At 66.0% G+C, this 23,993-nt stretch carries 21 protein-coding genes; 5 read left to right on the top strand and 16 right to left on the bottom strand.

Annotation, left to right across the window (positions count from 1 at the left end; genetic code table 11):
* Window positions 1-13 precede the first annotated feature (13 nt).
* Window positions 14-949 carry an NAD(P)/FAD-dependent oxidoreductase gene (locus ACW9UR_RS05885; protein ID WP_458915995.1) on the top strand — a complete coding sequence of 312 codons (936 nt, stop codon included), beginning with the start codon at window positions 14-16 and terminating at the stop codon, window positions 947-949.
* A gap of 26 nt (window positions 950-975) precedes the next feature.
* On the opposite strand, the gene ACW9UR_RS05880 is transcribed toward ACW9UR_RS05885, so the two are convergent.
* A complete protein-coding gene (locus ACW9UR_RS05880; RefSeq protein WP_458915994.1) occupies window positions 976-1,638 on the bottom strand; it encodes a Crp/Fnr family transcriptional regulator in 663 nt (220 codons plus the stop codon).
* Window positions 1,639-1,740: 102 nt separating this feature from the next.
* Between ACW9UR_RS05880 and ACW9UR_RS05875 the strand changes: the two genes are divergently transcribed.
* On the top strand, window positions 1,741-3,321 hold the full coding sequence (locus ACW9UR_RS05875; protein WP_458915993.1) for an arylsulfatase: 1,581 nt from the start codon (window positions 1,741-1,743) through the stop codon (window positions 3,319-3,321).
* Window positions 3,322-3,418: 97 nt separating this feature from the next.
* Here ACW9UR_RS05875 and ACW9UR_RS05870 read toward each other — a convergent pair whose 3' ends face one another.
* From ACW9UR_RS05870 to ACW9UR_RS05845, 6 genes are all read right to left on the bottom strand, one after another.
* A complete protein-coding gene (locus tag ACW9UR_RS05870; RefSeq protein ID WP_458915991.1) occupies window positions 3,419-4,195 on the bottom strand; it encodes an MBL fold metallo-hydrolase in 777 nt (258 codons plus the stop codon).
* A gap of 65 nt (window positions 4,196-4,260) precedes the next feature.
* A complete protein-coding gene (gene arsJ, locus ACW9UR_RS05865) occupies window positions 4,261-5,532 on the bottom strand; it encodes an organoarsenical effux MFS transporter ArsJ (protein ID WP_458915990.1) in 1,272 nt (423 codons plus the stop codon).
* Window positions 5,529-6,539: an ArsJ-associated glyceraldehyde-3-phosphate dehydrogenase gene (locus ACW9UR_RS05860; RefSeq protein ID WP_458915989.1), complete on the bottom strand. Its 1,011-nt coding sequence runs from the start codon at window positions 6,537-6,539 to the stop codon at window positions 5,529-5,531. The genes arsJ and ACW9UR_RS05860 overlap by 4 nt, the downstream gene beginning before the upstream one ends.
* Window positions 6,536-7,609 (bottom strand): ACR3 family arsenite efflux transporter, encoded by a 1,074-nt coding sequence (gene arsB, locus ACW9UR_RS05855; RefSeq protein ID WP_458915988.1) that lies wholly within the window; start codon window positions 7,607-7,609, stop codon window positions 6,536-6,538. Before arsB ends, ACW9UR_RS05860 begins: the two co-directional genes overlap by 4 nt.
* A 1-nt stretch (window position 7,610) precedes the next feature.
* Entirely contained in the window at window positions 7,611-8,465 is an 855-nt protein-coding gene (locus ACW9UR_RS05850; protein WP_458915987.1) for an arsenate reductase/protein-tyrosine-phosphatase family protein, read from the bottom strand.
* A 60-nt stretch (window positions 8,466-8,525) separates the two neighbouring features.
* Window positions 8,526-9,251, bottom strand: coding sequence for a phosphatase PAP2 family protein (locus ACW9UR_RS05845; protein WP_458915986.1), 726 nt, complete (start codon window positions 9,249-9,251; stop codon window positions 8,526-8,528).
* 378 nt (window positions 9,252-9,629) lie between these two features.
* Between ACW9UR_RS05845 and ACW9UR_RS05840 the strand changes: the two genes are divergently transcribed.
* Window positions 9,630-11,423 carry a DUF3604 domain-containing protein gene (locus tag ACW9UR_RS05840; protein ID WP_458915985.1) on the top strand — a complete coding sequence of 598 codons (1,794 nt, stop codon included), beginning with the start codon at window positions 9,630-9,632 and terminating at the stop codon, window positions 11,421-11,423.
* A gap of 67 nt (window positions 11,424-11,490) precedes the next feature.
* Here the strand turns inward: ACW9UR_RS05840 and ACW9UR_RS05835 are convergent, their stop codons facing one another.
* The 3 genes from ACW9UR_RS05835 to ACW9UR_RS05825 form a co-directional block, all read right to left on the bottom strand.
* Window positions 11,491-11,856: a rhodanese-like domain-containing protein gene (locus tag ACW9UR_RS05835; RefSeq protein WP_458915984.1), complete on the bottom strand. Its 366-nt coding sequence runs from the start codon at window positions 11,854-11,856 to the stop codon at window positions 11,491-11,493.
* 27 nt (window positions 11,857-11,883) lie between these two features.
* Window positions 11,884-12,255 carry a DsrE family protein gene (locus ACW9UR_RS05830; protein WP_458915982.1) on the bottom strand — a complete coding sequence of 124 codons (372 nt, stop codon included), beginning with the start codon at window positions 12,253-12,255 and terminating at the stop codon, window positions 11,884-11,886.
* A 71-nt stretch (window positions 12,256-12,326) separates the two neighbouring features.
* On the bottom strand, window positions 12,327-12,872 hold the full coding sequence (locus tag ACW9UR_RS05825; RefSeq protein ID WP_458915981.1) for a YgjV family protein: 546 nt from the start codon (window positions 12,870-12,872) through the stop codon (window positions 12,327-12,329).
* Window positions 12,873-13,074: 202 nt separating this feature from the next.
* Between ACW9UR_RS05825 and ACW9UR_RS05820 the strand changes: the two genes are divergently transcribed.
* Window positions 13,075-13,707: a TetR/AcrR family transcriptional regulator gene (locus ACW9UR_RS05820; RefSeq protein ID WP_458915980.1), complete on the top strand. Its 633-nt coding sequence runs from the start codon at window positions 13,075-13,077 to the stop codon at window positions 13,705-13,707.
* Window positions 13,708-13,934: 227 nt separating this feature from the next.
* Here ACW9UR_RS05820 and ACW9UR_RS05815 read toward each other — a convergent pair whose 3' ends face one another.
* The 3 genes from ACW9UR_RS05815 to ACW9UR_RS05805 form a co-directional block, all read right to left on the bottom strand.
* On the bottom strand, window positions 13,935-15,443 hold the full coding sequence (locus ACW9UR_RS05815; RefSeq protein WP_458915979.1) for an amidase: 1,509 nt from the start codon (window positions 15,441-15,443) through the stop codon (window positions 13,935-13,937).
* 219 nt (window positions 15,444-15,662) lie between these two features.
* Window positions 15,663-17,624 (bottom strand): AAA family ATPase, encoded by a 1,962-nt coding sequence (locus ACW9UR_RS05810; protein ID WP_458915978.1) that lies wholly within the window; start codon window positions 17,622-17,624, stop codon window positions 15,663-15,665.
* 247 nt (window positions 17,625-17,871) lie between these two features.
* On the bottom strand, window positions 17,872-19,842 hold the full coding sequence (locus ACW9UR_RS05805; protein WP_458915977.1) for an HWE histidine kinase domain-containing protein: 1,971 nt from the start codon (window positions 19,840-19,842) through the stop codon (window positions 17,872-17,874).
* Between the two features lie 172 nt (window positions 19,843-20,014).
* On the opposite strand from ACW9UR_RS05805, the gene ACW9UR_RS05800 reads away from it, so the two are divergent.
* Window positions 20,015-21,175 (top strand): serine hydrolase domain-containing protein, encoded by a 1,161-nt coding sequence (locus ACW9UR_RS05800; protein ID WP_458915976.1) that lies wholly within the window; start codon window positions 20,015-20,017, stop codon window positions 21,173-21,175.
* On the opposite strand, the gene ACW9UR_RS05795 is transcribed toward ACW9UR_RS05800, so the two are convergent.
* The 3 genes from ACW9UR_RS05795 to ACW9UR_RS05785 form a co-directional block, all read right to left on the bottom strand.
* Entirely contained in the window at window positions 21,168-22,481 is a 1,314-nt protein-coding gene (locus ACW9UR_RS05795; protein WP_458915975.1) for an amidase, read from the bottom strand. The two genes, ACW9UR_RS05800 and ACW9UR_RS05795, sit on opposite strands and share 8 nt — an antisense overlap.
* A gap of 75 nt (window positions 22,482-22,556) precedes the next feature.
* Window positions 22,557-22,682, bottom strand: a complete 126-nt coding sequence (locus ACW9UR_RS05790; RefSeq protein WP_458915974.1) for a hypothetical protein — start codon at window positions 22,680-22,682, stop codon at window positions 22,557-22,559.
* Window positions 22,679-23,992, bottom strand: a complete 1,314-nt coding sequence (locus ACW9UR_RS05785; protein WP_458915973.1) for a c-type cytochrome — start codon at window positions 23,990-23,992, stop codon at window positions 22,679-22,681. The genes ACW9UR_RS05790 and ACW9UR_RS05785 overlap by 4 nt, the downstream gene beginning before the upstream one ends.
* Window position 23,993: the final 1 nt, after the last annotated feature.

Here is a 23,993-nt window from a genome sequence, read left to right as displayed (position 1 = left end):
GAAAGGAGCCCCCATGTCCCCCAGCATCGCCGTGATCGGCGCCGGCCTCGCCGGGCTGACCTGCGCCCATGCGCTCAAGGAAGCGGGCCTCGCTCCTCAGGTCTTTGAGAAAAGCCGGGGCCTGGGCGGGCGCATGGCGACGCGGCGGGCCGAGGGGCTGGCGTTCGACCATGGCGCGCAGTTCATGACCGCGCGCGGCGCGCCCTTCGCGGAGTGGCTCGACGGTGCCGTCGCGCGCGGCGAGGCGGCGGAGTGGATGCCCGATGGACTGGATGCCGACCACCACCGCTACGTCGGGGTGCCGAAGATGAACGCCCCGCTCCGGCATCTCGCGGACGGGCTGAATGTCGCGTTCCAGACCGAGGTCGCTGCCATTGTGCCGGACAGCTTGCGCTGGCGGCTGAAGCTGGCGGATGGCACGGTGACGGAGCCGTTCGACCACGTCATCTGCACCGCCCCTGCTCCGCAGGCGGCGAGACTGCTGGCGGTCGACGCATCACTGGCCGAGGCGCTGGCGCAGGTCGAAATAGCCCCCTGCTGGACCCTGATGGTCGCCTTCGACCGCGCGCCGGACCTGCCTGACGCGGCGCAAGCCCCGCGTGACGGGATCGCCTGGATGGCCCGTGCGGGCTCGCGCCCCGACCGGGAGGCGGCACTAGCCTGGGTGGTTCACGCTACGCCCGAGTGGAGCACCGAACATCTGGAACTCGAAAAGGACGACGCCCGGGACCGGTTGCTGGAAGTGCTCGCCCCGCTGCCCGCGCCCGTCTACGCCGCCGCGCACCGCTGGCGCTATGCGATGACGACGCGCCCCCTTGGCCGGCCCTTCGCGGCCAGCGAGGATGGCAGCCTGCTGGCGGGCGGAGACTGGACGCTCGGTGCGCGCGTCGAAGGCGCGTTCGACAGCGGCAAGGCGCTGGCGCAGGAGGTGGTCTCACGGCTCGGCTGACAAGGTCAGGCCATCCAAGGCGCCACCTACTCTCCGGCCGCGTAGGCGCGAAGCCCGGCGGCGCTGATCACCTCGATCCTCCCATAGTTCTGGGAGACCAGCCCCCGCTCAGCGAGGTCTGCGAGGACACGATTGACCACCTTGCGGGATGTGTTGGTCATATGACCGAGCTCTGACTGGGAAACGGTGACCGTTCCGCTGCTTTCCTGACCGATGCAGCGAAGCAGGGTCGATGCCACGCGGCGCTTCGGCTCCGGAATTAGCAGATCGCCGATGGTCCGGAACGTGACCAGGACATTGAGCATGAGCATCTGCCCGACGAGCCGTATCCACTCCGGGTCGTCCGCAGCCAGGCGCTCCAGTGCGTCGAGGGGCAGGTAGAACAGCGTGCTGTCCTGCTTGGCGGTCAAACCCAGCTGCCGTTCGTTCCGCGTCAGAAACGCGCCCTCCGCGATCCACCAGCCGGGGGTCGCCAGATGGACGATGACCGGGCCGGAGAGATGCGGAGCGATACTCACCGCGATCTCGCCATCCAGGACCGCATAGGGACCGCCGGGCGGATCCCCCACCCGGATGATTTCGGTGCCCTTCCGATAGCTCTGAATGCGCCCGGCATCGAGCACCGCGTCCTGTCGCTCGCGGGTCAGGGTCGATAGCCATCCGAAATTTCGAAGCCTGTTCAATTGCATGGCCAAATTTCTTTACATTATCCCAGTGGGGACATTTGCTTCGAAAATAAATGCTAGCGTTCAATCACTTGAGGACAACACTCGTATCGTGGGGGGATTGAAGTGAAACACAGATACATGTTGGCGGCCGCGTGCCTTGCGCTTTCCACCGGCCCGACGCTGTCGCAGGAGACTGAGCGTCCCAACATCCTGGTCATCTGGGGGGATGACATCGGATGGGGCAATATTTCGGCCTACAACCATGCGGTGATGGGATACTCCACGCCGAACATCGACCGGATCGCGGAACAGGGCATCCTGTTCACGGACCACTACGCCCAGCCAAGCTGCACGGCCGGGCGCGCGGCGTTCATCACCGGCCAGTACCCGATCCGCTCGGGGATGACGACGGTCGGGCAGCCCGGCTCGCCGCTGGGTCTGCAGGTCGAGTCGCCGACACTGGCCGAACTGCTCAAGGCCGAGGGCTACCGGACCGGCCAGTTCGGCAAGAACCACCTCGGCGATCGGAACGAGCATCTTCCAACAAACCACGGCTTCGACGAGTTTTTCGGCAACCTCTACCACCTGAACACGCAGGAAGAGGCCGAACAGCGTGACTATCAGCGCTTCGGCGAGGCGTTCGCGGGCAGCCTCGAGGCTTATGAAGAGCAGTTCGGCACCCGCGGCGTACTCCACAGCTTCGCGGTCGAGGAGGTGGATGAGACCGAGCATCCGCGCTTCGGCGTCGTCGGTGCGCAGACCATCGAGGACACCGGGCCGCTGTCACAGGAGCGGATGAAGACGTTCGACAGCGAAGAAATGATCCCGAAGGCCCTGGACTTCATGGCGGCGTCACAGGACGCGGGCGATCCCTTCTTCGTCTGGATGAACACCAGTCGGATGCATCTTTACACCCGGCTCAAGGAGGAGTCGCTCTACCTGGCCGAGGAATACACGTTCGAAGGCGACATTCACGGCAGCGGCATGATCGAACACGACATGGATATCGGCCGGGTGCTCGACTGGCTGGAGGAACGCGGCCTGAGCGAGAACACGATCGTCTGGTACTCGACCGACAACGGCCCCGAACATTCGTCCTGGCCGCATGGCGCAACGACACCGTTCCGCGGCGAGAAGATGACGACCTACGAAGGCGGCGTCCGCGTCCCCTCGGTGATCCGCTGGCCCGGAGTGCTGCCCGAAGGCGTGACGATGAACGGGATGCAGGCGCATCAGGACATGTTCACCACGCTCGCCGTCGCAGCCGGGATCGAGGACCCGGTGACCCGCGTGCGCGAGGAGATGGATCAGTACATCGACGGCGTGAACAACTTGCCCTACTGGCTTGGCGAGAGCGAGCAGTCGGCCCGCAGCCACATCTTCCACTACTACGAGAGCGTGCTGACCGCCGTGCGCATGGGGCCGTGGAAGTTCCACTTCTCGACCAAGGAGGACTACTACGCCAACGTCATACCGCGGACTGTGCCGCTGGTGTTCAACATCCGCTCGGATCCCTACGAGAGCTACGACACGTCCGACAGCTTCGGGCACCTGATGCAGAAGGTGTCCTGGCTAATCCAGCCGATGGGGGTACTCATGGGCGAACACCTGCAGTCGCTGGCGGACTACCCGCCGGTGCAGGGCGGAACCTCCTTCGACATGTCCAACGTGGTCGAGGAATTCATCAACAAGCCGCGGCAATAGGCTACCTGGCTCGGATGCCACAAAGAAACACGCCCCTGCGAACGGTCGCAGGGGCGTGGCTCGATCAGGCAGCGCCACTCAAGGGCGCGGCGTGGTCTCAGGCAGTCTCGCCCGGATACCACTCGCCCAATACGACCTCGACACCCTCGGCCTGCTCCGAGACCAGTTGCGCGAACCGGTCAACGTCGCTGTCGCCGTAGTGATACGGGTAGACATGCGCCGGTTTGAACTCGGCCACTGCCGAGGCCGCCTGATCGACGGTCATCGTGTACGGCAGGTTCATCGGCAGGAAGGCGACGTCGATGCCGCTCAGCGCGCGCATCTCGGGGATGTCCTCGGTGTCGCCGGCGACATAGACGGTCAACCCGTCGATCCCCAGCACATAGCCGTTGTCGCGGCCCTGCGGGTGATACTGAAGCCGATCCTCGGTCAGGTTGTAGGCCGGGATCGCCTCGATCGAGATCGAGCCTGCCTCAGTCCGTTCGCCGTTGCCGATGGCAGTGGCGCGGGCCTTCAGATCCTCGGGCAGCTTCTGGTAAACTGCCGGGTTGGTGATCAGCTTCGTCTGGTCGGTGACCAGCGCGGCCAAAGTCTCGGGCTTGTAGTGATCGCCGTGCTCGTGGGTGATCAGGATCAGATCCGGGGCGGGCAGGTCGGCATAGGCGTCCGCCTCGCCCACCGGGTCGACGTGGATCACCATGCCCGGTGTCTCCATCACGAACGAGGCGTGTGAGATCGGGTGCACCTTCACCTCGCCATTGGCGGTGGGGAAGCTGTCGGCATGTCCCATAGCACGGGCTTTCCAGGGCAGAACGGTGATCGCGGCAAGCGCGGAAACGCCTGTGGCAAGTGCGCGTCGGCGGGTGAAGGTCATCGGGGTCCTCCTGTTGTCTGGACCTGTGGGCCGGGAGTTAAACCGGAGCACCCGCGCGTCCAGTGTCAGGCGACCTGAACCGCCCTGCCCTTCGACAGCCGACCGGCACAGACCCAGCTCAACCCCGCCATCGCGGCCGCCGTTTCCAGGCACAGGGGCAAACCGCCGACCTGGTAGCTGAGGCCCGACAGAAGCGTGCCCACAAGGCGCCCGGCGGCGTTCGACATGTAGTAGAAGCCGACATCCATCGTGACCCGCTCGGACCGGGCAAAGGCGAGTATCAAGTAGCTGTGAACCGACGAGTTCACCGCGAAAACCGCCCCGAACAGCAGCAGCCCGGCGATCAGCACCGCCGTCAGCCAGGGCTGCGGCCCACCCGCCAGAAGAGCGGCCAGCGCCAGCCCAGCCGGGATCAGCGTCAGCGCCCCGACCCAGCGCACCGCCATGCCGATCACCTCGTCCACGCTGCGCCCCTCGGCGCGCAGCAGTTTCGGCGCCCAAGCCTGAACCGCGCCGTAGCCGATGATCCAGAGCGCCATGAAACTGCCGATCTGGAAGAAGGCCGCCCGGTTCCCGGCCTCGGTCCCGTCCGAGAGCACCGCGTAGAAATAGATCGGGATACCGACCACGAACCAGACGTCACGTGCGCCGAACAGAAACATCCGCGACGCCGACAGCCGGTTGATGTCCGCGTCCTTCGAGAACACCTCCCGGAACTTCGCACCCTTGCGGCCCTTCGGCAGCCCCGAGGGCATCCAGACCGCCACCGCGACAAGGATCGCCGCCAGCACCGCCGCCATCGCCAGAACCGCCGGCACGAAGCCGAAGCCCGCCAACAGCACCGCACCCAGGCCGAAGCCGACGCCCTTCACGGCATTTTTCGAGCCGGTCAGCCAGGCCACCCAGCGGAACAGCCCCTCACCCGGCGCAAGCAGCTTGACCGCGGACTTGGAGCTCATCTTGGCCAGGTCCTTCGCCACGCCCGAGGCGCCTTGCACGACCATCACATAGGCCACCGAAACGCCCACGGCCCAGGCCGGGTCCAGTGCCGCCAACGCCAGCAGCGCGGCGATCTGGATCGAAAGCCCCGCGTACAGCGTCGAGGTCAGCCCGAAGCGCGCCGCGATCCAACCTGCCGACAGATTGGTGACGATCCCCATGAATTCATACAGCAGGAACAGGTAGGCCAGCTGGATCGGCGAGAAGCCGAGCGTATGGAAATGCAGCAGCACCAGCATCCGAAGCGCGCCGTCGCTGAGCATGAACGCCCAATAGGCCGCAGTCACGGCCACATAGGCCGCCAGCCCCTCGCGTTTCTCGTTTACGTCTGGAGTCACAGCCCTTCTCCGACCAGCCGAGCAACGTCAGCCAACCGCCATGCATAGCCGAACTCGTTGTCATACCAGGCATAGACCTTCACCTGTGTCCCGTTGATGACCATCGTGGAAAGTGCATCGATGATCGAAGAACGCGGATCGTTCAGATAGTCAGTCGAGACCAACGGCCGTTCCTCATAGCCCAGGATGCCCTTCAGCGGCCCCTCGGCATACTTGCGGAACATGGCGTTGACCTCATCGGCGGTGGTCGGGCGCTCGACCTCGAAAACGCAGTCGGTCAGCGAAGCGTTCAGCAGCGGCACCCGGACCGCATGACCGTTCAGCCGGCCCTTGAGTTCGGGGTAGATCAGCGTGATCGCCGTGGCCGAGCCGGTGGTCGTCGGGATCAGGTTCGACAGCGCCGAGCGTGCCCGGCGCGGGTCCTTGGCGGGGCGGTCCACGATCGTTTGGGTGTTGGTCACGTCATGGATCGTGGTGATCGCGCCGTGCCTGATGCCCAGTTCCTCGTGGATCACCTTCACCACCGGCGCCAGGCAATTCGTCGTGCAACTGGCTGCCGTGATTAGGTCATGCTTTTCAGCATCATAGAGGCCATGATTTACGCCAAAGACAAGGTTCAGCGCGCCGCCATCCTTGACCGGGGCCGAGACCACGACCTTGCGCACGCCAGCTTCGTAGTAGGGCTGCACCTTCTCGCCGGTCTTGAAGACCCCGGTGCAGTCGATCACCAGATCGACGGCCAGTTCCTTCAGCGGCAGCTCCTCGATCCGGTGCTCGGAAGTCAGGCGCATCCGCTGGCCGTTGACCGTCAGGCTATCCGCATCGTGGCCGATATCCGCCTTCCAGCGACCGTGCACGCTGTCGAACTCCATCAGCAGCGCGTGCTGCGCGGGGTCCGCGACCAGGTCGTTCAGCAGCACGATCTCGCCCGGCGCGCCCTCGTCGATCAGTGCGCGCAGAACCAGTTTTCCGATACGGCCCAGACCGTTGATGGCAATTCTTGTCATTTCGTCTCATCCGATGCGGGGAACCAGTGGCGGGTCCGGTTGGCAAACGCGACCAGCGACAGCATCACCGGGACCTCGACCAGAACGCCGACGACCGTGGCCAGAGCCGCGCCCGAGCCAAGACCGAACAGGCTGATCGCCACGGCCACCGCCAGTTCGAAGAAGTTCGATGTGCCGATCAGCGCGCAGGGCGCGGCCACGTCGAAGGGCACGCGCCATGCGCGCGCGGCGCCGTAGGCTACGAAGAAGACGCCGTAGCTCTGGATCAGCAGCGGCACGGCGATCAGCGCGATCACCAGCGGGTTGTCGAGGATCACCTGCCCCTGAAAGCCAAAGAGCAGCACGACCGTCAGCAGCAGCCCGAGGATCGAGGCCGGGCGGGCACGCTCCTTGAAGCGCTCGACGGCGGCTTCCCCGCCCTGCCCTTCAAGACGGTGACGGATCACCAGCCCCGCGATCAGCGGTGCGGCGACGTATAGCGCAGCGGACAGCAACAGCGTGCCCCAGGGCACGGTGATATCGGTCACGCCCAGCAGGAAGGCGACGATCGGCGCGAAGGCGAAGATCATGATGACGTCGTTCACGCTGACCTGCACCAGCGTGTAGGTCGGGTCGCCCCGCGTCAGGTTCGACCAGACGAACACCATCGCCGTGCAGGGGGCCGCGCCCAGCAGGATCACGCCCGCAAGATAGGCTTGCGCGTCATCGGGCGGGATCAGCCCGGCGAAGACATAGTTGAAGAACAACACGCCGAGCGCGGCCATGCTGAACGGCTTGATCAGCCAGTTGACGACCAGCGTGATCACCAGCCCCTTCGGCCGGTCCCCGATGCGCTTCAGCGCACCGAAATCGACGCCGACCATCATCGGCAGGATCATCGCCCAGATCAGCACGGCGACCGGCAGGTTGACGCGTGCCACCTCCAGCGCCGCAAGGGCCGAAAACAGGCCGGGTAGCAGGCTGCCGAGGATCAGCCCGGCAAGGATCGCACCCGCGACCCAGGCCGAGAGCCAGCGTTCGAAACTTCCAAGGCCGCCCGGCGCGGGGCGGTCTTCCGTCGTCGTAGTCATGTCAGGCGGTTTCCGTTGCTTGATCGGTGGCGTCGAGATGGCGTTGCAGCGACTCGCGGCTCAGCCCCTCGAACGGGATTTCGACGAAGGCCGAGATGCGCTGGCGCAGTTGGCGGTAGGTGTCCTTGAAGGCCAGCGCCTTCTCGGCGTCGGTGCCCTCGACCTTGACCGGATCCGGAAGGCCCCAATGGGCCGTCATCGGCTGACCGGGCCAGGGCGGGCATGTCTCGTTCGCCGCCGCGTCGCAGACGGTGAAGACGAAGTCGAACTCCGGCGCGCCCTCGCCCTGGAACTCCTCCAGCGACTTCGAGCGCAGGTCCGAGGTGTCGTGGTCGAGTTGCTCGAGGATCTGGAGCGCGAAGCCGTTGGGCATACCGGCGGGATTGATGCCGGCGGAATAGGCTGTGAAACGCCCCTTCCCCAGGTCACGCAGCAGTGCCTCGGCGAAGATCGAGCGGGCGGAATTTCCCGAGCAGATGAAAAGCACGTTGAATGGACGGTCTGACATCGTGAAGCCCCCCTGAATGTCGGAGGAAAGCGCCCGCGCGGTGCGTGGCGCGCAGAGGTCCGGACGGCCATTGCAGCAATCCGCGACAAGGAAGTCGATCAGTGCGCCGAGACGATCGAGCGCGACCGTGTAGAACACCGCCCGCCCCTGCCGCTCGGACCGGACTAGGCCCGCCCGCTCCAGCGTCGCAAGGTAGACCGACAAGGTGTTGGGTTTGAGATCCAGCGCTTGCGTGATTTCCGTGGGCCGCACGCCCTGCGGGGCGCGGCGGGCCAGCAGCCGGAACACCGCCAGCCGCCCGTCATGACCCAGTGCGGTCAGTGCTTCAGTGTGCAGATTCGATTCCATAGTTCGTGAATACATGAATTATGGAATGTCGCAACCAGGAACGGCCTCGCGAGACCGCGATCAGCCCTCGTCGGTCTCGGGCTCCAGCTCTCCGCGCCGCTCCAGGAACCGGGCGAGCGCCCAGGCCAGCAGGGCCCAGGCTGCCCCAAGGGTCCAGCCGGCAAGGACGTCGCTGGGCCAGTGGACGCCGAGGTACACGCGGCTTATGCCGACCAGGATCGTGGCGGTCACGGCAATGCTCAGCAGGTAAAGCTTCACCCTGCGGCGCGGCTGGGTGCGGGCGAGCATCATGGCGAGCGTCAGATAGGTCATCGCGGCCATCAGCGAGTGGCCCGAGGGGAAGCTCGCGGTGTAGACATGCGAGCCGTGGGTGACCAGATCGGGCCTCGGGCGCGCGAAGAACTCCTTGAACCCCGTGCTGACGGCAAGGCCCCCGGCGACGACCGCCAGCAGGAACAGGGCCGATCGGCGCTGGTCGGTCAGCCAGAGAAAACCGGTCACCGCGAAAACCAGGAGCGTCAGGACCGCGACCCCGCCGAGCGCGGTGCAATCGCGGGCGATCTCCTCGAGCCAGGACGGGCCGAGCGGGTCGGCACTGTCGAGCGGGCTGCGCATCGCCAGCAGAAGCGCCTCGTCGAGCGCGCGGGTCGAGCCCTCGACCACCTCGTCCGCCAACTCGACGAAGGCCCAGATGAGGGCTGCGACGGCGAGGAAGGTGGCGATCAGGGTGCGGGAGAGGATGGCTCCGGCATTGCGCGGTGAAAACGGGAGGCTCGGTCTGGACATGGATCCTGCATCGGTTCGGCTGGTCTTCCCGCTGCCAGAAAGCGCTATCCGGACCGGAGACAAGGGTAGCGCGGGGGGCGATTGCAGCATGAAAAGGCGGGATTTCATCGTGAAAACCCCCTTAACCATATGATATTCATCAGAAATAAAGTGTGAGTAAAGTGTAAACGGTCAGGATCGCCCCGCGCAGACCAGGCGGCCCACCCGAAAATCGTTCCCGTATCACGCCCCCCCACTTGGCAGCGGCGGCAATCGTGTCCGGGGAAACAATCCGCCTGTGCAGAGGCCGGTTCATCCGCTACCGTCACCGGCACACAGCCTCGGCTGATATGATCCTCGGCATCTCGTCGGACCAAAACGTGAGGAACCGTATCGCTCATGCGCGCCAGCCCCCTTCCCATTGCCATCGCCGCGCTCGCCGCCGCGGGACCTGCCGACGCCGATCCGAACCCGCTGCGCGATGCGTATTTCGGAGAGACCCACCTGCACACGGCCTTCTCGCTCGACGCATATATCGGTGGAACGCGGCTTATGCCGGCGGACAGTCTTGCCTATGCACGCGGCAAGCCTGTGACCCTGCCTGACGGCTCGGTCGCGCAGCACGAGCGCCCGCTCGATTTCGCCGCCGTCACCGACCATGCGGAATACCTGGGCGAGATGTACTCGGCCATGTTCGAGGACGCCCCGGGACATGACAACGAAGACCTCGTGGCGCTGCGCGGGCTGGAGACGCTCGAGGATCGGCAGCAATGGTTCATCAAGTACGTGGTGTCGTCCAACCGTTCGGCCACGCCGCAGCATCCGCCGTTCTTCGCCGGCCCGGAAACCTCGAGATCGGCATGGCAATTGGTCGTCGAGGCCGCGGACGAGGCGAACGAGCCGGGTGTCTTCACCGCACTGATCGGCTTCGAATGGTCCGCCGCGCCGAACGGCGCAAACCTCCACCGCAACGTGCTGTTCCGGGACAACAACGTGCCCGCCAGCGTGCCGAGCTACATCGACATCAACCAGGAAGAGAACCTCTGGGCCTGGATGAAGGAGCAGGAAGCCGAGGGGCGCCGCCTGCTCGCCATTCCGCACAACTCGAATGCCTCCAAGGGGCGCATGTTCCCCGATATCGACAGTTTCGGCGAGGCGATGGACCTCGAATATGCGCGGATGCGGCAATCCTACGAGCCGCTGATCGAGATGATGCAGGTGAAGGGCAATTCCGAAGTGCATCGCAAGTTCTGGGCCGCCGACGAGTTTGCCGGTTTCGAGAATGCGGACTCGATCCAGAAGAACTCGGGGCGCGTCTTCCGGCAGCGGGATTTCGTCCGCGCCGGCCTGCTTGATGGCGTCGGATACGAGTTCGCCCTAGGCGTGAATCCGTTCAAATACGGATTCATCGGCGGGACTGACAATCACAACGGCATGACGGCGGCGGTGGCCGAGGACAGTTTCATCGGCACCCACGGGCCCGAAGACGGCAGCGTCGAGCGCCGCAGGACCGGAAGCGTGGCGGGCTGGATCGACGGCAAGGATCTATCCATCGGATCGCTCGCCGGGGTCTGGGCGACGGAAAACACGCGCGCAGGGATCTGGGACGCCATGAAGCGCCGCGAGACCTTTGCCACCTCCGGCCCGCGGATCAAGGTGCGGATGTTCGGGGGCGTGGATCTCTCGGCGCCGGAGGATCCGGTGGCGATGGCGCAGGAGGGCTATCTTCTTGGCACCCCGATGGGAGGAACCCTGCCCCCGATCGGCGCCGCGCCGGTCTTCACCGTTCATGCGCAGAAGGACCCGATGGGGGCCAATCTGGACCGGATTCAGATCATCAAGGGTTGGGTCGACGAGTACGGCGACGCAAACGAGAAGATCATCGACGTGGTCTGGGCGGGCGACCGGGAGATCGATCCGTTGACCAGGAAGCTTCCGCCGGTCGGCAACACCGTAGATCTGTCCACGGCGATGTTCACCAACGACATCGGTGCGCCGGAGCTGATCGGAAGCTGGACCGACGCGGAGTTCGATCCGCAGGAAGGCGCGTTCTACTACGCGCGGGTGCTGGAGATCCCGACGCCGCGCTGGTCGACCTATGACGCGGTGCGCAACGGCCTGCCGCTTCTGGAGGACGTACCGGCGACGATCCAGGAGCGCGCCTGGGGCTCGCCAATCTGGTACACGCCCTGATGCACAGGCGACACGTCAGCACCGCCTCGGGCGAGGCGGTGCTGCGGCGTTCATCTTTCGACTGGTGTCAGCGGACGGTCGGCAATCCTGCGTCGAGCCACGCCTGGGTTCCACCTTCGATCCAGCTTACCCGTGCGAAGCCCTGGGCGGCGAAGGCCGCTGCTGCGCGGGACGCCATCGGGCCCGCCTGGCATGTCGTCACGACGTGGATCGAGCGGTCGGCAAAAGCCGCCGGGAGTCTGCCCGCCTCGATATCCTCCATCGCGATGAGGCGCGCGCCGGGGATCTTTCCGGTGCTGGCCGCGATCGCCTCGGCGGGGCGGGGATCGACGAACTCCACGCCTGCGCGGCCGTGGTGGTCGCGCGCCGTCTCGACGGAGATCGGGCTGGCGGTCGAGGTGTCGACGATGCCGGTGTTGCTGCAAGAGGTCATTGGTCCGTTTCCTTTCACCGTGTTCGGTCAGAAGCTCAGGGTGGCCGCGCCATCCAGGATCAGCGCGTGGAGTGCAGGCGATCCGACGACCTGCACGCCGTCGATGAAGTCACCTTCTTCGTAGCCGCGCACCTTGGCGCAGGGCGGGCACACGAGGATCCGTCCCCCACCCGACTGGAAGCTGTCGATCAGCTCTTTCAGCGGCGGATCGAACGGGTTCATCCGCACGTTGTCGGCTGCCCCCTTGCGCACGACGTCGACCGCGGCGCTGACCATGAAGAGCGTGACCTGCTGCCCCGAGGCGATGCCGGTGTTGGCGATGGTGAAGGCGACCGTGGCGCGTTCGTCGTCGAGACCGCGGGATACCACGATGGCGAGTTTCCGGGTTTGGTCTTCCATCTGTCTACTCCTTTGCTGGTTGCGATGGATCTGTTCCGGACGGTCCCCGGTCCGGTCGGGATTTCGTCGGGTCAGGCGATGGCCGGGGCGCTGGCGCGCGCCCGGGCCTCGCGGAAAAAGGCGGTGCCCGCGATGCCGAAGGACAGCAGCGCACCGGCAAGGCAGGGCCAGGCGCCGACCAGGACGTCGTGCCCGGCGCCGAACGGGGCCGCGCTCAGCTGGATGCCGCGCATCCGCAGGGTGTCGGATTGCAGGCGGCCGATCATGACCAGGCAGCAGGCGGTGACAGCCAGTAGCGTGGACAGCCCGGCGTAGGTCAGTGCGCCGACGCCCATGACGACCGGCAGAAAGACGTAGCCCATGCGGGACAGCCAGGGCCGGTCGCCGGCCAGGAGCGCGATGGTTGTCTGGATCGCCCCGGTCAGGCAGACGGCGGTGCCCGTGTTCTGCCCCATCAGCGCGTAGCTCGCGGCGTAGGAACAGGCGGCACCGAGCTGGATGGTCAGGATCGTCTCGCGGCGGCGGAAGAACGGCCACGCCAGTTGCGCAGCGAAACCGGCGCATCCGAAGCCGATGGCGAACGGAGCCTCGGCGGCTTGTGCAATCAGGGTGAACATCGTGTGCTCCATCAGTTACAGACTATTTGGTCTGTCACAAACATACCTTTCAGTCTGTTTCAGATGAATGCGGAGTCGGGTTTCATTCGTTTCGGGGCGCAGCCACCGCTGAAACGAGAGTGAAACATGAGAGAATGCGAATGGACTGCGTCGCCGGACGCGCTATAATGATACCGACCAGTCTGGATGAAAGTGAGCAACCATGAGCCGCAAGGGCGACCTATCTCGCGAGAATATCCTGACCGCCGCGAAGGCGCTGGTGATGCGCAAGGGCTTCGCCGGCACCGCCGTCGACGACATCCTCAAAGAGGCCGGCGTGTCGAAGGGTGCGTTCTTCCACCATTTCAAGTCGAAGGCCGACCTGGCGAACAAGCTGGTGCGCTGGTACTCGGAAAAGGACCTGAAGATGTTCCGGACCTTCATGGCCGAGGCCGAGGCCGCACATGACGATCCGATGGACCAGCTGGTCCATTTCCTGACGGAGTTCGAGACCTATCTCAGCGACCCCGAGAACCCGCCCAAGGGTTGCATGTACGCGCTCTACACCTACGAGGACGACCACTTCGAGAATGACGTGAAGGGGTTCGTGGCCGAGACGCTGCAGACCTGGACCGCGATGTACATCCGCAAGTTCCAGGAGGTCATCGACCTCTATCCGCCGGCGCGGCCGGTCACGGCGAAGCGCCTTGCCGAGATGTTCGTCGCGATGATCGAAGGTGGGCTGATCCTGCAGCGGGCCTACGGAAACCCGGGTATGACGGCCCGACAGTCAGAACAGTTCCGGGACTATCTGGAGCTTCTCTTCCCGACGGCCGCGGACCGGAAAGCCGCCTAGCCGCGTTCTCGTGCGAGCCCCCAGCAGCCCCACTGGCGGCAGGGCGTCGCGGACGCGCCGTTTCGACCACGCTCACGCGGGTACCGCTGTCGACGGGATCATCCGGCTTTCGGTCGAAGGCCGGCCGCTGTGTGCGGTACTTCTGCGGTCCGGGTCGAGCCCAAAGTGGTCTCGACCTCGTTTGGCCGTTCTCGATTTCAAAGATATTGTCGCATTTGAATGGAAAGCTAGAGACTGACCACCGACACCGGCGCCCAGTCGCCCCACCATGGCTTCGCCTGTTCGATTTCGTAGGCAAGGCCGAATAGCTTGTCCTCGCGGCCGGCGGGCGCAACGAAATGGCTGCCAACGGGCAGACCTTCGCGGGTCAGCCCTGCGGGCACGGACATTCCCGGTAATCCAAGCGCGTTCTGAATTGGAGTGTAGGACGTGAACCTTGCAACGCGTGCGAACATCTCCTCAAATGGGACGCTCTCATCAAAAAGCGTGCCAATAGCAGGTGCTGTCGCTGGGGTAACCGGTGACAGAAACACATCGAACTCGGATAGCCATGCATCATATTTGGCGCCCAGATCCAGCATGTACGCGTTCGCGCCCTCCACGTCTTCCTGGGAAAAGTTGCGTGCGAAAGCGGCCCAGTCGCGGACGAACACGTCAAGCAGTCCTGTTTCTTCCGGAGGTCGGCCCGCCATGGCAGTCGCGGCGTCGGCGAGGCCTACCATCCGAAACCCGAAGATCTGATTGAAACGGAGTTCGAACTCGTCGTCCACGGGGCTTTGCGTTTCAATCACGCTATGACCAAGGTCTTCGCAGAGCTGCGCCATCTCTTCGATGACGCGCTGCACCTCCGGATCTGGCAAGTTGCCGTAATAATTGCGCAGATCGAATCCGATCTTGAGCCGCTCGGTGGACGGACCAGAAACAAACGGGATTGGCCTGTGCGGCGCGGTCGGAGACCGATCCTGCCCCAAGGCGAATAGCATCGCGCTGTCGCGCACTGAGCGGCTGACACAGTTGTCAGCGGCATAGGTGGTCTGATCACTCGATCCCCACAACATACGACGACGGCTCGGCTTCAATCCGAAGACACCGCAACAGGATGCAGGTATCCGGATGGACCCGCCGCCGTCGCTGGCATGAGCGAGCGGCACGATACCTGCTGCGACTGCAGCCGCAGACCCCCCGCTGGAACCTCCTGAGGAATGGTCGAGGTTCCACGGGTTGCGGCACGGTCCGAGCAGTTGACCCTCCGTGACAGGAAGTGCTCCGACTTCTGGCATATTGCTCTTGCCGATCAGGTTCAGCCCGGCGGCCTCTTGGGCGAGCGCCAGCGGCGCGGACCTCGGCCGATAATTGTCGCGATATACGCGCGAACCCTGGGTCGTGTACTGCCCTGCAATATCGAGGTTATCTTTCACCACAAACGGAACCCCGGCGAACGGCCCTTGGCGTCGCATGTCCACGGCCTTGTCTCTCGCCTCGGTAAACATCGGCGTCGTGATCGCGTTGAGACGCTGATCAAGCGCCAAGGCGGCTTCGACCGCGGCGTCGCAAAGCTCTGAAGGCGTCACGTCTCCGGACTTGACCAATTTGGCAAGGCCGAGCCCGTCCGTGGTCAACAGAACTTGTTGAATGTCTGAAACCTGCGCCGCAGCTCGCTTGCCGGCCGTCGCGCACATTAGGCTCGCCGTCGTCGAGCCGAGAAAATCCCGTCTTGAAAGCATGGTCTTCTCCAAACTTTCACGCCACCTAGCATATTAATCACGCATAATAGTGACCACTTTTCTGCCTACCGTTCAACAGGCAGAAAACGCCGACGCTCAGAACCCCTCAGACGACCTCATTGTTCGCAGACCCGCCGTACCTTTGCATCGGCCGTTCCGCCAGAACGCAGCGCGCAAGCTCATCCGGGTGATCGCAGCGAGCGGGTAGCGGATGACGGGCCGACGCCGTGCCTAGCTTCCGTGCATTGCGAACCTGTCGCGCCAGCGTTCGTCATCGGGGACCAGGCGCATTGGGCCGGGGGTCCGATGTTGCATGGCGGCGATGTTCGGGGCGGCGCCCGCATCTGGCGGCGGCGTGTCGGACGTGCCGGCAGCCTGCGTCGCGAAGACGGTCTTTCCGTCGATTTCCTGAACCGCAGCGATGTCGATATGCTCCCTGGCGCCGTCCAGGAAGAACTGCCGCGCCAGCGGGTTGATGAAATGCGTCTCGATCCGGTTGGCGATCCCGCGCCCTCCCTCGAGCGCGTCGGCGGTGCAGAGCAGCTTGAGCGCCTGGAGCGCCTCGGGCTGGAAGGTGATCCTCACGCCATGATCGCGCAACACGCGCCCAAGAACCCGATCGAGCAGGGCATCGAAGATCGCGCTGATACCGGCGGGGCTCAGGAAGTCGAACACCACGACGTTCTGGCCTATGCGGTTCAGAAGCTCGGGGCGCTGGAGCTTGTTTCGGAAGTGCTCCTGCACGGCCCCGGTGATCTTCAGCGTGAGTTCCGCGTGGCTGTCGGACGGCAGCACGTTCATGCCCATGTTGTCGGCCCGCGAACCGCCGACCATGCCGATGTTCGACGTGAAGATCAGCAGCGCCTCGGAGAAATAGGCGGTCGCACCCCTGGCGTCGGTCAGGCGTCCCTCGTCGAGGATCTGGAGGAACAGGTCCAGTACCCTCGGGTGCGCCTTCTCGACCTCGTCGAAGAGGAAGACGCTGAAGGGTCTGCGGATGGCGGCGTTCACCAGCTCGCCGCCCTTCTCGTGGCCCGGATGGCCCGGCGGTGCGCCGATGAGCCGGGAGATCGAGTTCTCGGCCATGAACTCGGACATGTCGAACCGGTGGCAGAGCGTCTCGTCCGCGAACAGCAGTTCGGTCACGGACTTGGCGAGCTCGGTCTTGCCGACGCCGGTCGGCCCGACAAAGAACAGCGTGCCGCGCGGCCGGGTATGCATGGCGCCGGACTGGGCGCCGGACAGACCGAGGATCGACCGCGCAAGGATGTCGAGGGTCTTGTCGATCGCGTGCGGCTGCCCCTTGATCTTGGCCTCGAGCATGGCCTTCGCGTCCTGCATCCGGCTTCGCAGGACCGGCGAGGTCCACGGGTTCCGCCGCGAGCCGGTGCGAAACACCCGGATGGCGTCCGAAATGCGCTCGAGGCCGAGGTTTTCCGCCTGCGCCACCCTGGCGACGGCGTCCATTGCCAGAAGCGGTTTGCCGTCGCATTCCAGGGCGAACTGCTGAAGCAGTCTTTGACTTTCGCGGTCGTCCTTGCCCACCAGCCAACCGTGGCGCGCCGCGAGGTGCCGCGCAAAATGGAAGCGGTCCTCGAGGTTCGGCTCTTCCAGCTGCACCTCGCGCAGGGAGGCATTGCTCAGCACGAACCAGTCGGGCAGATCCGCGGAATGGTCGACGAGCCAGAGCGTGGGGTTGATCGCGAGTGCCGAGCCGGACTGACGCGCTGCGCGCGATGCAATGTCGATCGATACGAAGACGTCTTCCAGATCGTCCGCAGCCCCCGCCAGGTGGGACGCATACTCGATCAGAAGGGCAACACGGAAGGGTTTGAACTCCGTAACGGTGCGGTGAATGCCGACCAGGGTCGAGAAGGTGGAGGCGCCGGCTTCGAGGGGCAGACCCGCGACCTGCAGCGCCGCCGTCTGCTCGGGCCCGGCAGCGGCTGCGATCCGCAATCCGTTGACCGGATCGAACGCGAGCAGTGCGCCGAACCCGGCCGAACGCAGGATGCTCCACAGCGTATCGCCGAAGGTCAGGAACCTGTCGTCTGGCCCCTCGGGAGCAGGGTAGAGGTCAGTCACGTTGCCGGAGAATACCAGATGATCGGCGTAGGCAAGCGCGGCGCCCACCTCGTCATACCATCCCGGCAGATCCTGATGGTCCGTCGGGGAATCCTGTTTCTCTACCATGTACCGCTGCTCGACCGCTTTTGCTTTTCCATCTTGATAAAGCGAAGGCCAGCGAGATGACAGAAGCAGGGCTTGCCTGTGTCGGAATTTCGGCGGCAGCAGACGATGGCACGGGACCATCCGCCGGCCGCAGGTTGGCACTGGGGCTGAGGTTCAACCCAAGGATCCGCGCCTACCCGATTGTTATGAATTCGTTTTCTGGAAGCGTGGGTCACCTTCCGCGGACCCTCAGGAGGCCGGTGCCGCCCTAGTCGGCGTCGGTCGCGTGCGGCACTGTGTCCGGGTGCGCGCCCAGTTCCGACAGCCGCGCCTTCAACTCGGGCGAGGAAAACGGCTTGGTGATGCGGGGGCGGTTCTCGTAGGCGGGGTCGATGGTTTCGGGCGAGTCGTAGCCGGTCATCACCACATAAGGCACGCCCTGCGCGGTCAGCGCTTCGGCGACCGGGGCCGAAAGCTCCTTGCCGAGGTGGATATCGATCACCGCCACATCCGGCGCGTCGGCCTCGATCGCCGCAACGGCAGAGGCAACCGTGCGCTCGACCGACTGTACGTGGAAGCCCAGCTCGTCGAGGCTGTCGGCGAGATCCATGCCGATAATCGGGTCATCCTCGACCACCAGCACGCGGGCGCCGCCCTGCCCGTCCGGCGCGGGTTCCGCCGGCTTCGAGGGCGCGGCCTCTGCCGCTTGGGCCGAGAGCGGTAGTTCCATCTCGCAGCGCAGCCCCGCCGGGCTTAGGCGGCGACGGATGCGGCCCGAGAGCTGGCGCTCGACCAGCTGTTCCAGAAGGCTGGAGCCGAAGCCGGTGCCGCCTTCTTCGCTTTCGGGCACCCCCGGCAGGGTCTCGGTCCACGACAGCCGGACCCAGTCGTTCTGCTGCGCCGACCATCCGACCGACAGCGTGCCGCCCTCGACGGCCAGCGCGCCGTATTTCGCAGCGTTGGTCGCGAGTTCGTGGAAGATCATCGCCAGCGTTTGCGCCATCTGCGGCTCGAGCAGGATGTCCGGCCCGTCGCTGCGCACCCGCCCGTCCCCCGCGTCGACATAGGGCGAGAGCTCCTGCCCCACGAGCGTTCCCAGCGAGATCCCCGACCAGCGGTTGTCGGCCAGCAGTCCATGCGTGACCGAGAGCGCGCGAAGCCTGTCCAGAAGCTTGACCTTGTAGCTTTCGACATCGGGTGCGTCGGCCAGGCGGGTCAACGCCCGAACGACGGCCAGCACGTTGCGCGAGCGATGGTCGATCTCGCGGATCATCACCTTCTCGCGCTGGCGGGCGCGTTCGCGCTCGACACTGTTGAGCGTGCGCTCCAGCACCTGTTCGACGGTCTCGACGGTCTCGTCGGTCCACTTGCGCGGCTGCTCGAGGTGGATGAAGAGCACGGCGGTCAGCACCCGGTTCTCGACCCAGGGGACGTTGAGAACGGCGCGGGCTCCGAGATCATCGAAGAGCGCGCGCAGTTCCGGTTCCGGCAGCGCGCCGGTATCGTCGATGCGGACCACGTGCCCGTCCCGCAAAGTTTGCGCGACCGGGCCAAGGCTTTCGAAGGCAAGCTTCGCGGTGCGGCGGGGCACGCCCTCGGGTGTCCACTCGGCCGAGACGCGCATGGCGCTGTCACCCCCCAACTCACGGATGCCGACACGCAGCGCGCCCAGATGTGCGCCGAGCGCCGCGCAGGCGGCCTGCAGGGTGTCGTCAGCGTCGGGGCTGGCGCGGAAGCGGTCGGTGAGCTGCAGCAGGAACTCGGACCGGCGGCGTTTGAGCACGTGGTCGGTGGTCTCGCTGCCGGAGTTGAACACCCCCTCGATCGCACCGTCCTCGCCGCGGATAGGGGTGAAGCTGTAGTTCCAGTAAGTCTCTTCCTCGAACCCGTAGCGGCGCATCGGCAGCATCTGGTCCTGTACGAAGATGCCCTCGCCGCTTTCGATGAGGTGAGCAAACTGAGGTTCGATCACGTGCCAGATGTCGGCCCAGACCTCGGCCGCAGGCTCGCCCAGGCAGGCTGGGTGGCGCGGGCCGGGGATAGTGGACCATGCATCGTTGTAGAGCAGGCGCAGGTCCGACCCCCAGTAGATCGCCGTCGGGAAGGCCGAGTTAAGGCAGATACCCAGCGCAGAGCGCAGCGACTGGGGCCAGGTCTCGGGCGGACCGAACGGGTGATCCCTCCACGGGAAGTTGCGAATACGCTGGGCCATCTCGCCGCTGCCGGCGAGGAAGCTCATGGGGTCGCGTGTAGGACTCTGGCGGCGCAGCATCGGGGTTCGGGATCCGTGGCAGACGGGAAATCGACATACATTTTCACCGAAACTCATCCATTTCAATGGTTGCCGCGCAGAGCAGCTTGAAAGCGCCCCGCATTCCCGCGAGGGTTGCGCGAACCGGCGGGGAGGAGAAATGCGGATCTGGGTGAAACGGAGCCTTGCGGGGGTGCTTGCGCTGGTGCTGGCGGGCGGCGCTGCGGCGACCTGGAAACAGGAGGAGCTGTCGCGGCTGGCTTCGGTGCTGGTGCTGTTCGAACCAGATCGGATCGTCGGCAATTTCAGCCACATGGACGCGATGTTCTCATCGGTGGTGCTGGATCGGGGCGATCTGCCGGTAAGTCCCCTGCCCGACGGGCCAAGGATGGTTCTGCCCGAGGGCGCCGAGGACTGGATCGCCGCGCGCACCGTCACCGCGCTGCTGGTGCTCAAGGACGGCGCGCTGGTCTTCGAGGATTATTATCAGGGTACCGGGCCCGACGATCTGCGGATCGGCTGGTCGGTCTCGAAAAGCTGGCTCTCGGCGCTGGCGGGGGTTCTGATCGACCAGGGGCTGATCGCACTGGACGATCCGCTGGAGCGGCACGCGCCGATGCTGGCAGGTTCGGCCTACGAGGGCGTCACCCTGCGCGATGCGCTGCGGATGTCGACCGGCGTCGCCTTTGACGAGGACTACGGGGATTTCTGGAGCGACATCAACCGGATGGGGCGGGTTCTTGCGCTTGGTCAGTCGATGGACGGCTTCGTGGCCGGGCTGGACGCGCGGACCGGGCCGCCGGGGCACGGGACCTATGTCTCGACGGATACGCACGCGGTGGCGATGGCGCTGCGCGGCGCGGCGGGTCGGCCCCTGCCCGCGCTGATCTCGGAAAAGCTGGTACAGCCGCTCGGGCTGGAGCGTGCACCCAGTTTCGTCACCGACGGGCACGGCGTGGCCTTCGCGCTGGGGGGCCTCAGCGTTACCGCGCGCGACCAGGCGCGCTTTGCCCAGATGTTGCTGCAGGACGGGCGCTGGCAGGGGCGGCAGATCGTGCCCAAGGACTGGCTGGCGGAGGCGATGGCCCCTCAGGCCGAGGTTCCACCGGGCGCGAAGGGCTATGGCTACCAGTTCTGGCTGCCCGCAGACGCGCGCCCCGGCGAGGTTCTGGCCGAGGGTGTCTACGGGCAGTACCTCTACATGGACCGCGCCGCCGGGGTCGTTGTCGTGATGACGGCGGGGGACACAGAGTTCCGCGCGCCCGGCGTCGATGCCGGGAACATCGCCATGTTCCGGCGGCTGGCAGACGCTCTCAGGTAAGCTCGTCGTAGAGCCGCTGCGCTATGGCGAGCAGCTTGCCGTCCTCGCCCCGGCGTGCCGAGAGTTGCGCGCCCAGCGGAAGGCCGTTGTCGGCCCGAAGGACCGGGATCGTCAGCGAGGGGCTGCCGGTCAGCGTCCAGATGCCGTTGAAGACCGAGTCTCCGGTCGAGGTCAGCCCTTCGGGCGCGGGGCCGAGCGTCGCCGGGGTCAGGATCACGTCGGCCTCGGCGAAGATCGGGTCCAGCGCGGCGTGCAGCCGGTTGCGGGCCTTGAGCGCGGCGATGTAGTCCGGGGCCGAGACGCCGTCGCCCTCGGCAATGGCGGCGCGCATCTTTTCCGAAAGCAGGCTTGCATCGCGGTCCGTGTAACGGCGGAAGCAGGCGGCCATCTCGGCATTGTTGATGAGGTTGCGCAGCGCGGGGGCCTCGTCGAACCCGTCGGGCAGCGCGATAGTCCGCGCGCCCAAGCGCTCAGCGAGATCTTCGATGGCGGCGCGGCTGTCGTCGGTCGCATCCTCCCACCGGGGCGGGCGGGTGAAGGCGATGACCGGGGCTTTGGCCGGATCGCGCAGCACGGCCTCCGTGAGGTGCGGATGCGGGCGCGGCGAGGTGAACGGATCGCCGTCGTCATGGCCGAAGAGCGCCTCTGCCAGCAGCGCGGCGCAAGCCGGGGTGCGCCCAAAGGTGCCGAGCGTGTCGAGAAAGGGCGATTGCTCCAGGACGCCAGTGCGGGGGATCGCGCCGAAGGTGGGCTTGAAGCCGGTGATGCCGCAGAAGGCGGCGGGCCGGACCATGGAACCGCCCGTCTGGGTGCCGATGGCAAGCGGCACCATGCCCGCCGCCACCGCCGCCGCCGAGCCGGACGACGAGCCGCCAGGCGTATGCCCGGGGTTCGCCGGGTTGCGGGTCTTGCCCGGATGCAGGAAGGCCAGTTCCGTTGTGACGGTCTTGCCCATCAGGATCGCGCCCTCGGCCCGCAGCCGCGCGGTGATCCAGGCGTCGCGCTCGGGCACGCGGCCGGCGTCGAGGGGCGTGCCGTTCTCGGTGGGGATCCCGGCGGTGTCGATCACGTCCTTCAGCCCCACAGGCAGGCCGTGGAGCGCGCCCAGCGGCTTGCCCGCCGCCCGGTGCGCATCGGCCGCATCGGCCTGAGCGCGGACATGGTCCGGATCGTGCCAGGTCCAGGCGCGCACGGTCTCTTCCTGCGCAGCGATGGCGTCGAGGCAGGTCTCGGCCAGCGCGCGGGCGGTGAGCGTGCCGTCCGCCAGTTGCCGGCGGAGCGTGGGGGCGTCGGGGAGCGTGGGCATGGGAAGTCCTGGCGTTGCGCCGGGGGCTGGCGGGGGCCTCCGGCGGGGATATTTGAAGAACGTGGAAGTCGGGGGTCAGCCCAAGCGGACCGAGTCCCCCGAAGTGCGCTCGGGTGTCGAGAATCCGGCCTGACCGAGGCCGTACCAGGCGGCGACGGCGATGACGGCGATGGCGACGAAGGCGGTGAACATGGCTTTCATGGGCGGGCCCTTTCCGGGTCGGTGGCGATCTTGAGATAGTCGATCAGATCGGCGCGGTCCTGCGCCTGTGCGATGCGCTGCATCGGCATCTTGGAGCCGGGCACGAAATGGTCCGGCCCTTCGTCGAAGAGCGCGTCGATGGTGGTCTCGTCCCAGGCGAAATCGAGAGACTGCATGGCGGACGAATAGGCGTAGCCGGGCACGCTGGCCACCTTGCGGCCGAAGAGGTTTTCGAGCGTCGGGCCCGCACGGCGCGCGCCGTCGCCGGTCAGCGTGTGGCAGATCGAGCATTTGCGCGCGAACTGGCGCTCGCCGTTGGTCATGGTCTCGGGGTCGTCCAGGAAGCTGCGCTCGCCCGCGCCGAGCGCGGCGGTCGCATCCTCGAGCGCACCGAGCGGCCAGAGATAGGCCGTGTCGGAGATGCCGCCGGCGGCGATGGCGTCCCCCGCATGGGTCCAGTCGAGCGCCCAGACCGGACCGCGGGTGGCGGCGCGGAAGTCGCGTTCCAGCGACCAGTCGGCGGTGTCGAGGACCATGATGTAGCCCTCGCCATCGCCCACGGCGAGCGCGGTGCCTTCGGGCGTCGCGGCCATTGCGAGGATCGGGCGGCGGTCGAGAGTAAAGTCCTTGATCTCGGCCCCGGTCGCGGGGTCGAGGACGCGTGTGCCGCCGTCGACCGCGCCATAGGCGAGCCATGTGTCGCCGGGGCCGAGTTCCAGCGTGTTCACGCCGAAACCGTGGGAGACGACCGTACGCAGTTGCTCGCCGCTTGCCACATCCCATTCGCGGATCGTGCCGTCCGCCGCCGCCGAAAAGAGACGCGCGCCGTCTGCCGAGAAGGCGACATCGTTGACCGCGCCGTCATGGCCGGAGAGGAAGCGCGCCTCCCCTGCCCCGGCGAGCAGCCACAGGCCGACGGTGCCGTCCCAGCTGGCCGAGGCGAGCCAGGCGCCGTCCGGCGATACCGCAAGCGCGATGACCTTGCCCTTGTGCCCGGTCAGCGCGGTGCTTTCGCCGGTGGAAAGATCCCAGAGCCGCACGTCGAAATCGTCGCCGCCCGAGGCTGCACGGGTGTCGTCCAGCCAGAGCACGGCGTTGACGGCGGCGCGGTGACCTTCGAGCCAGGTCGGGGCGCCATCCTGCCAGTAGCCAACGGAGTAGTCGAAGCTGGCGGTCAGCGCGGTGTCATCGCCGTTGAGTGCGATGGCCTTCACCGGGCCGCCGTGCCCCTGCAGCGCGGCAAACTCCGCCGCCGCGCCGGGAAGCGCGGCCAGCAGCATGGCGGCGGCGATCCCGAACCGCGCGCGCATG

Source organism: Halovulum sp. GXIMD14794, from assembly GCF_054457455.1.
The sequence above is the reverse complement of the archived record's forward strand: the minus strand, read 5'-3'. Positions and strand labels throughout refer to the sequence as shown.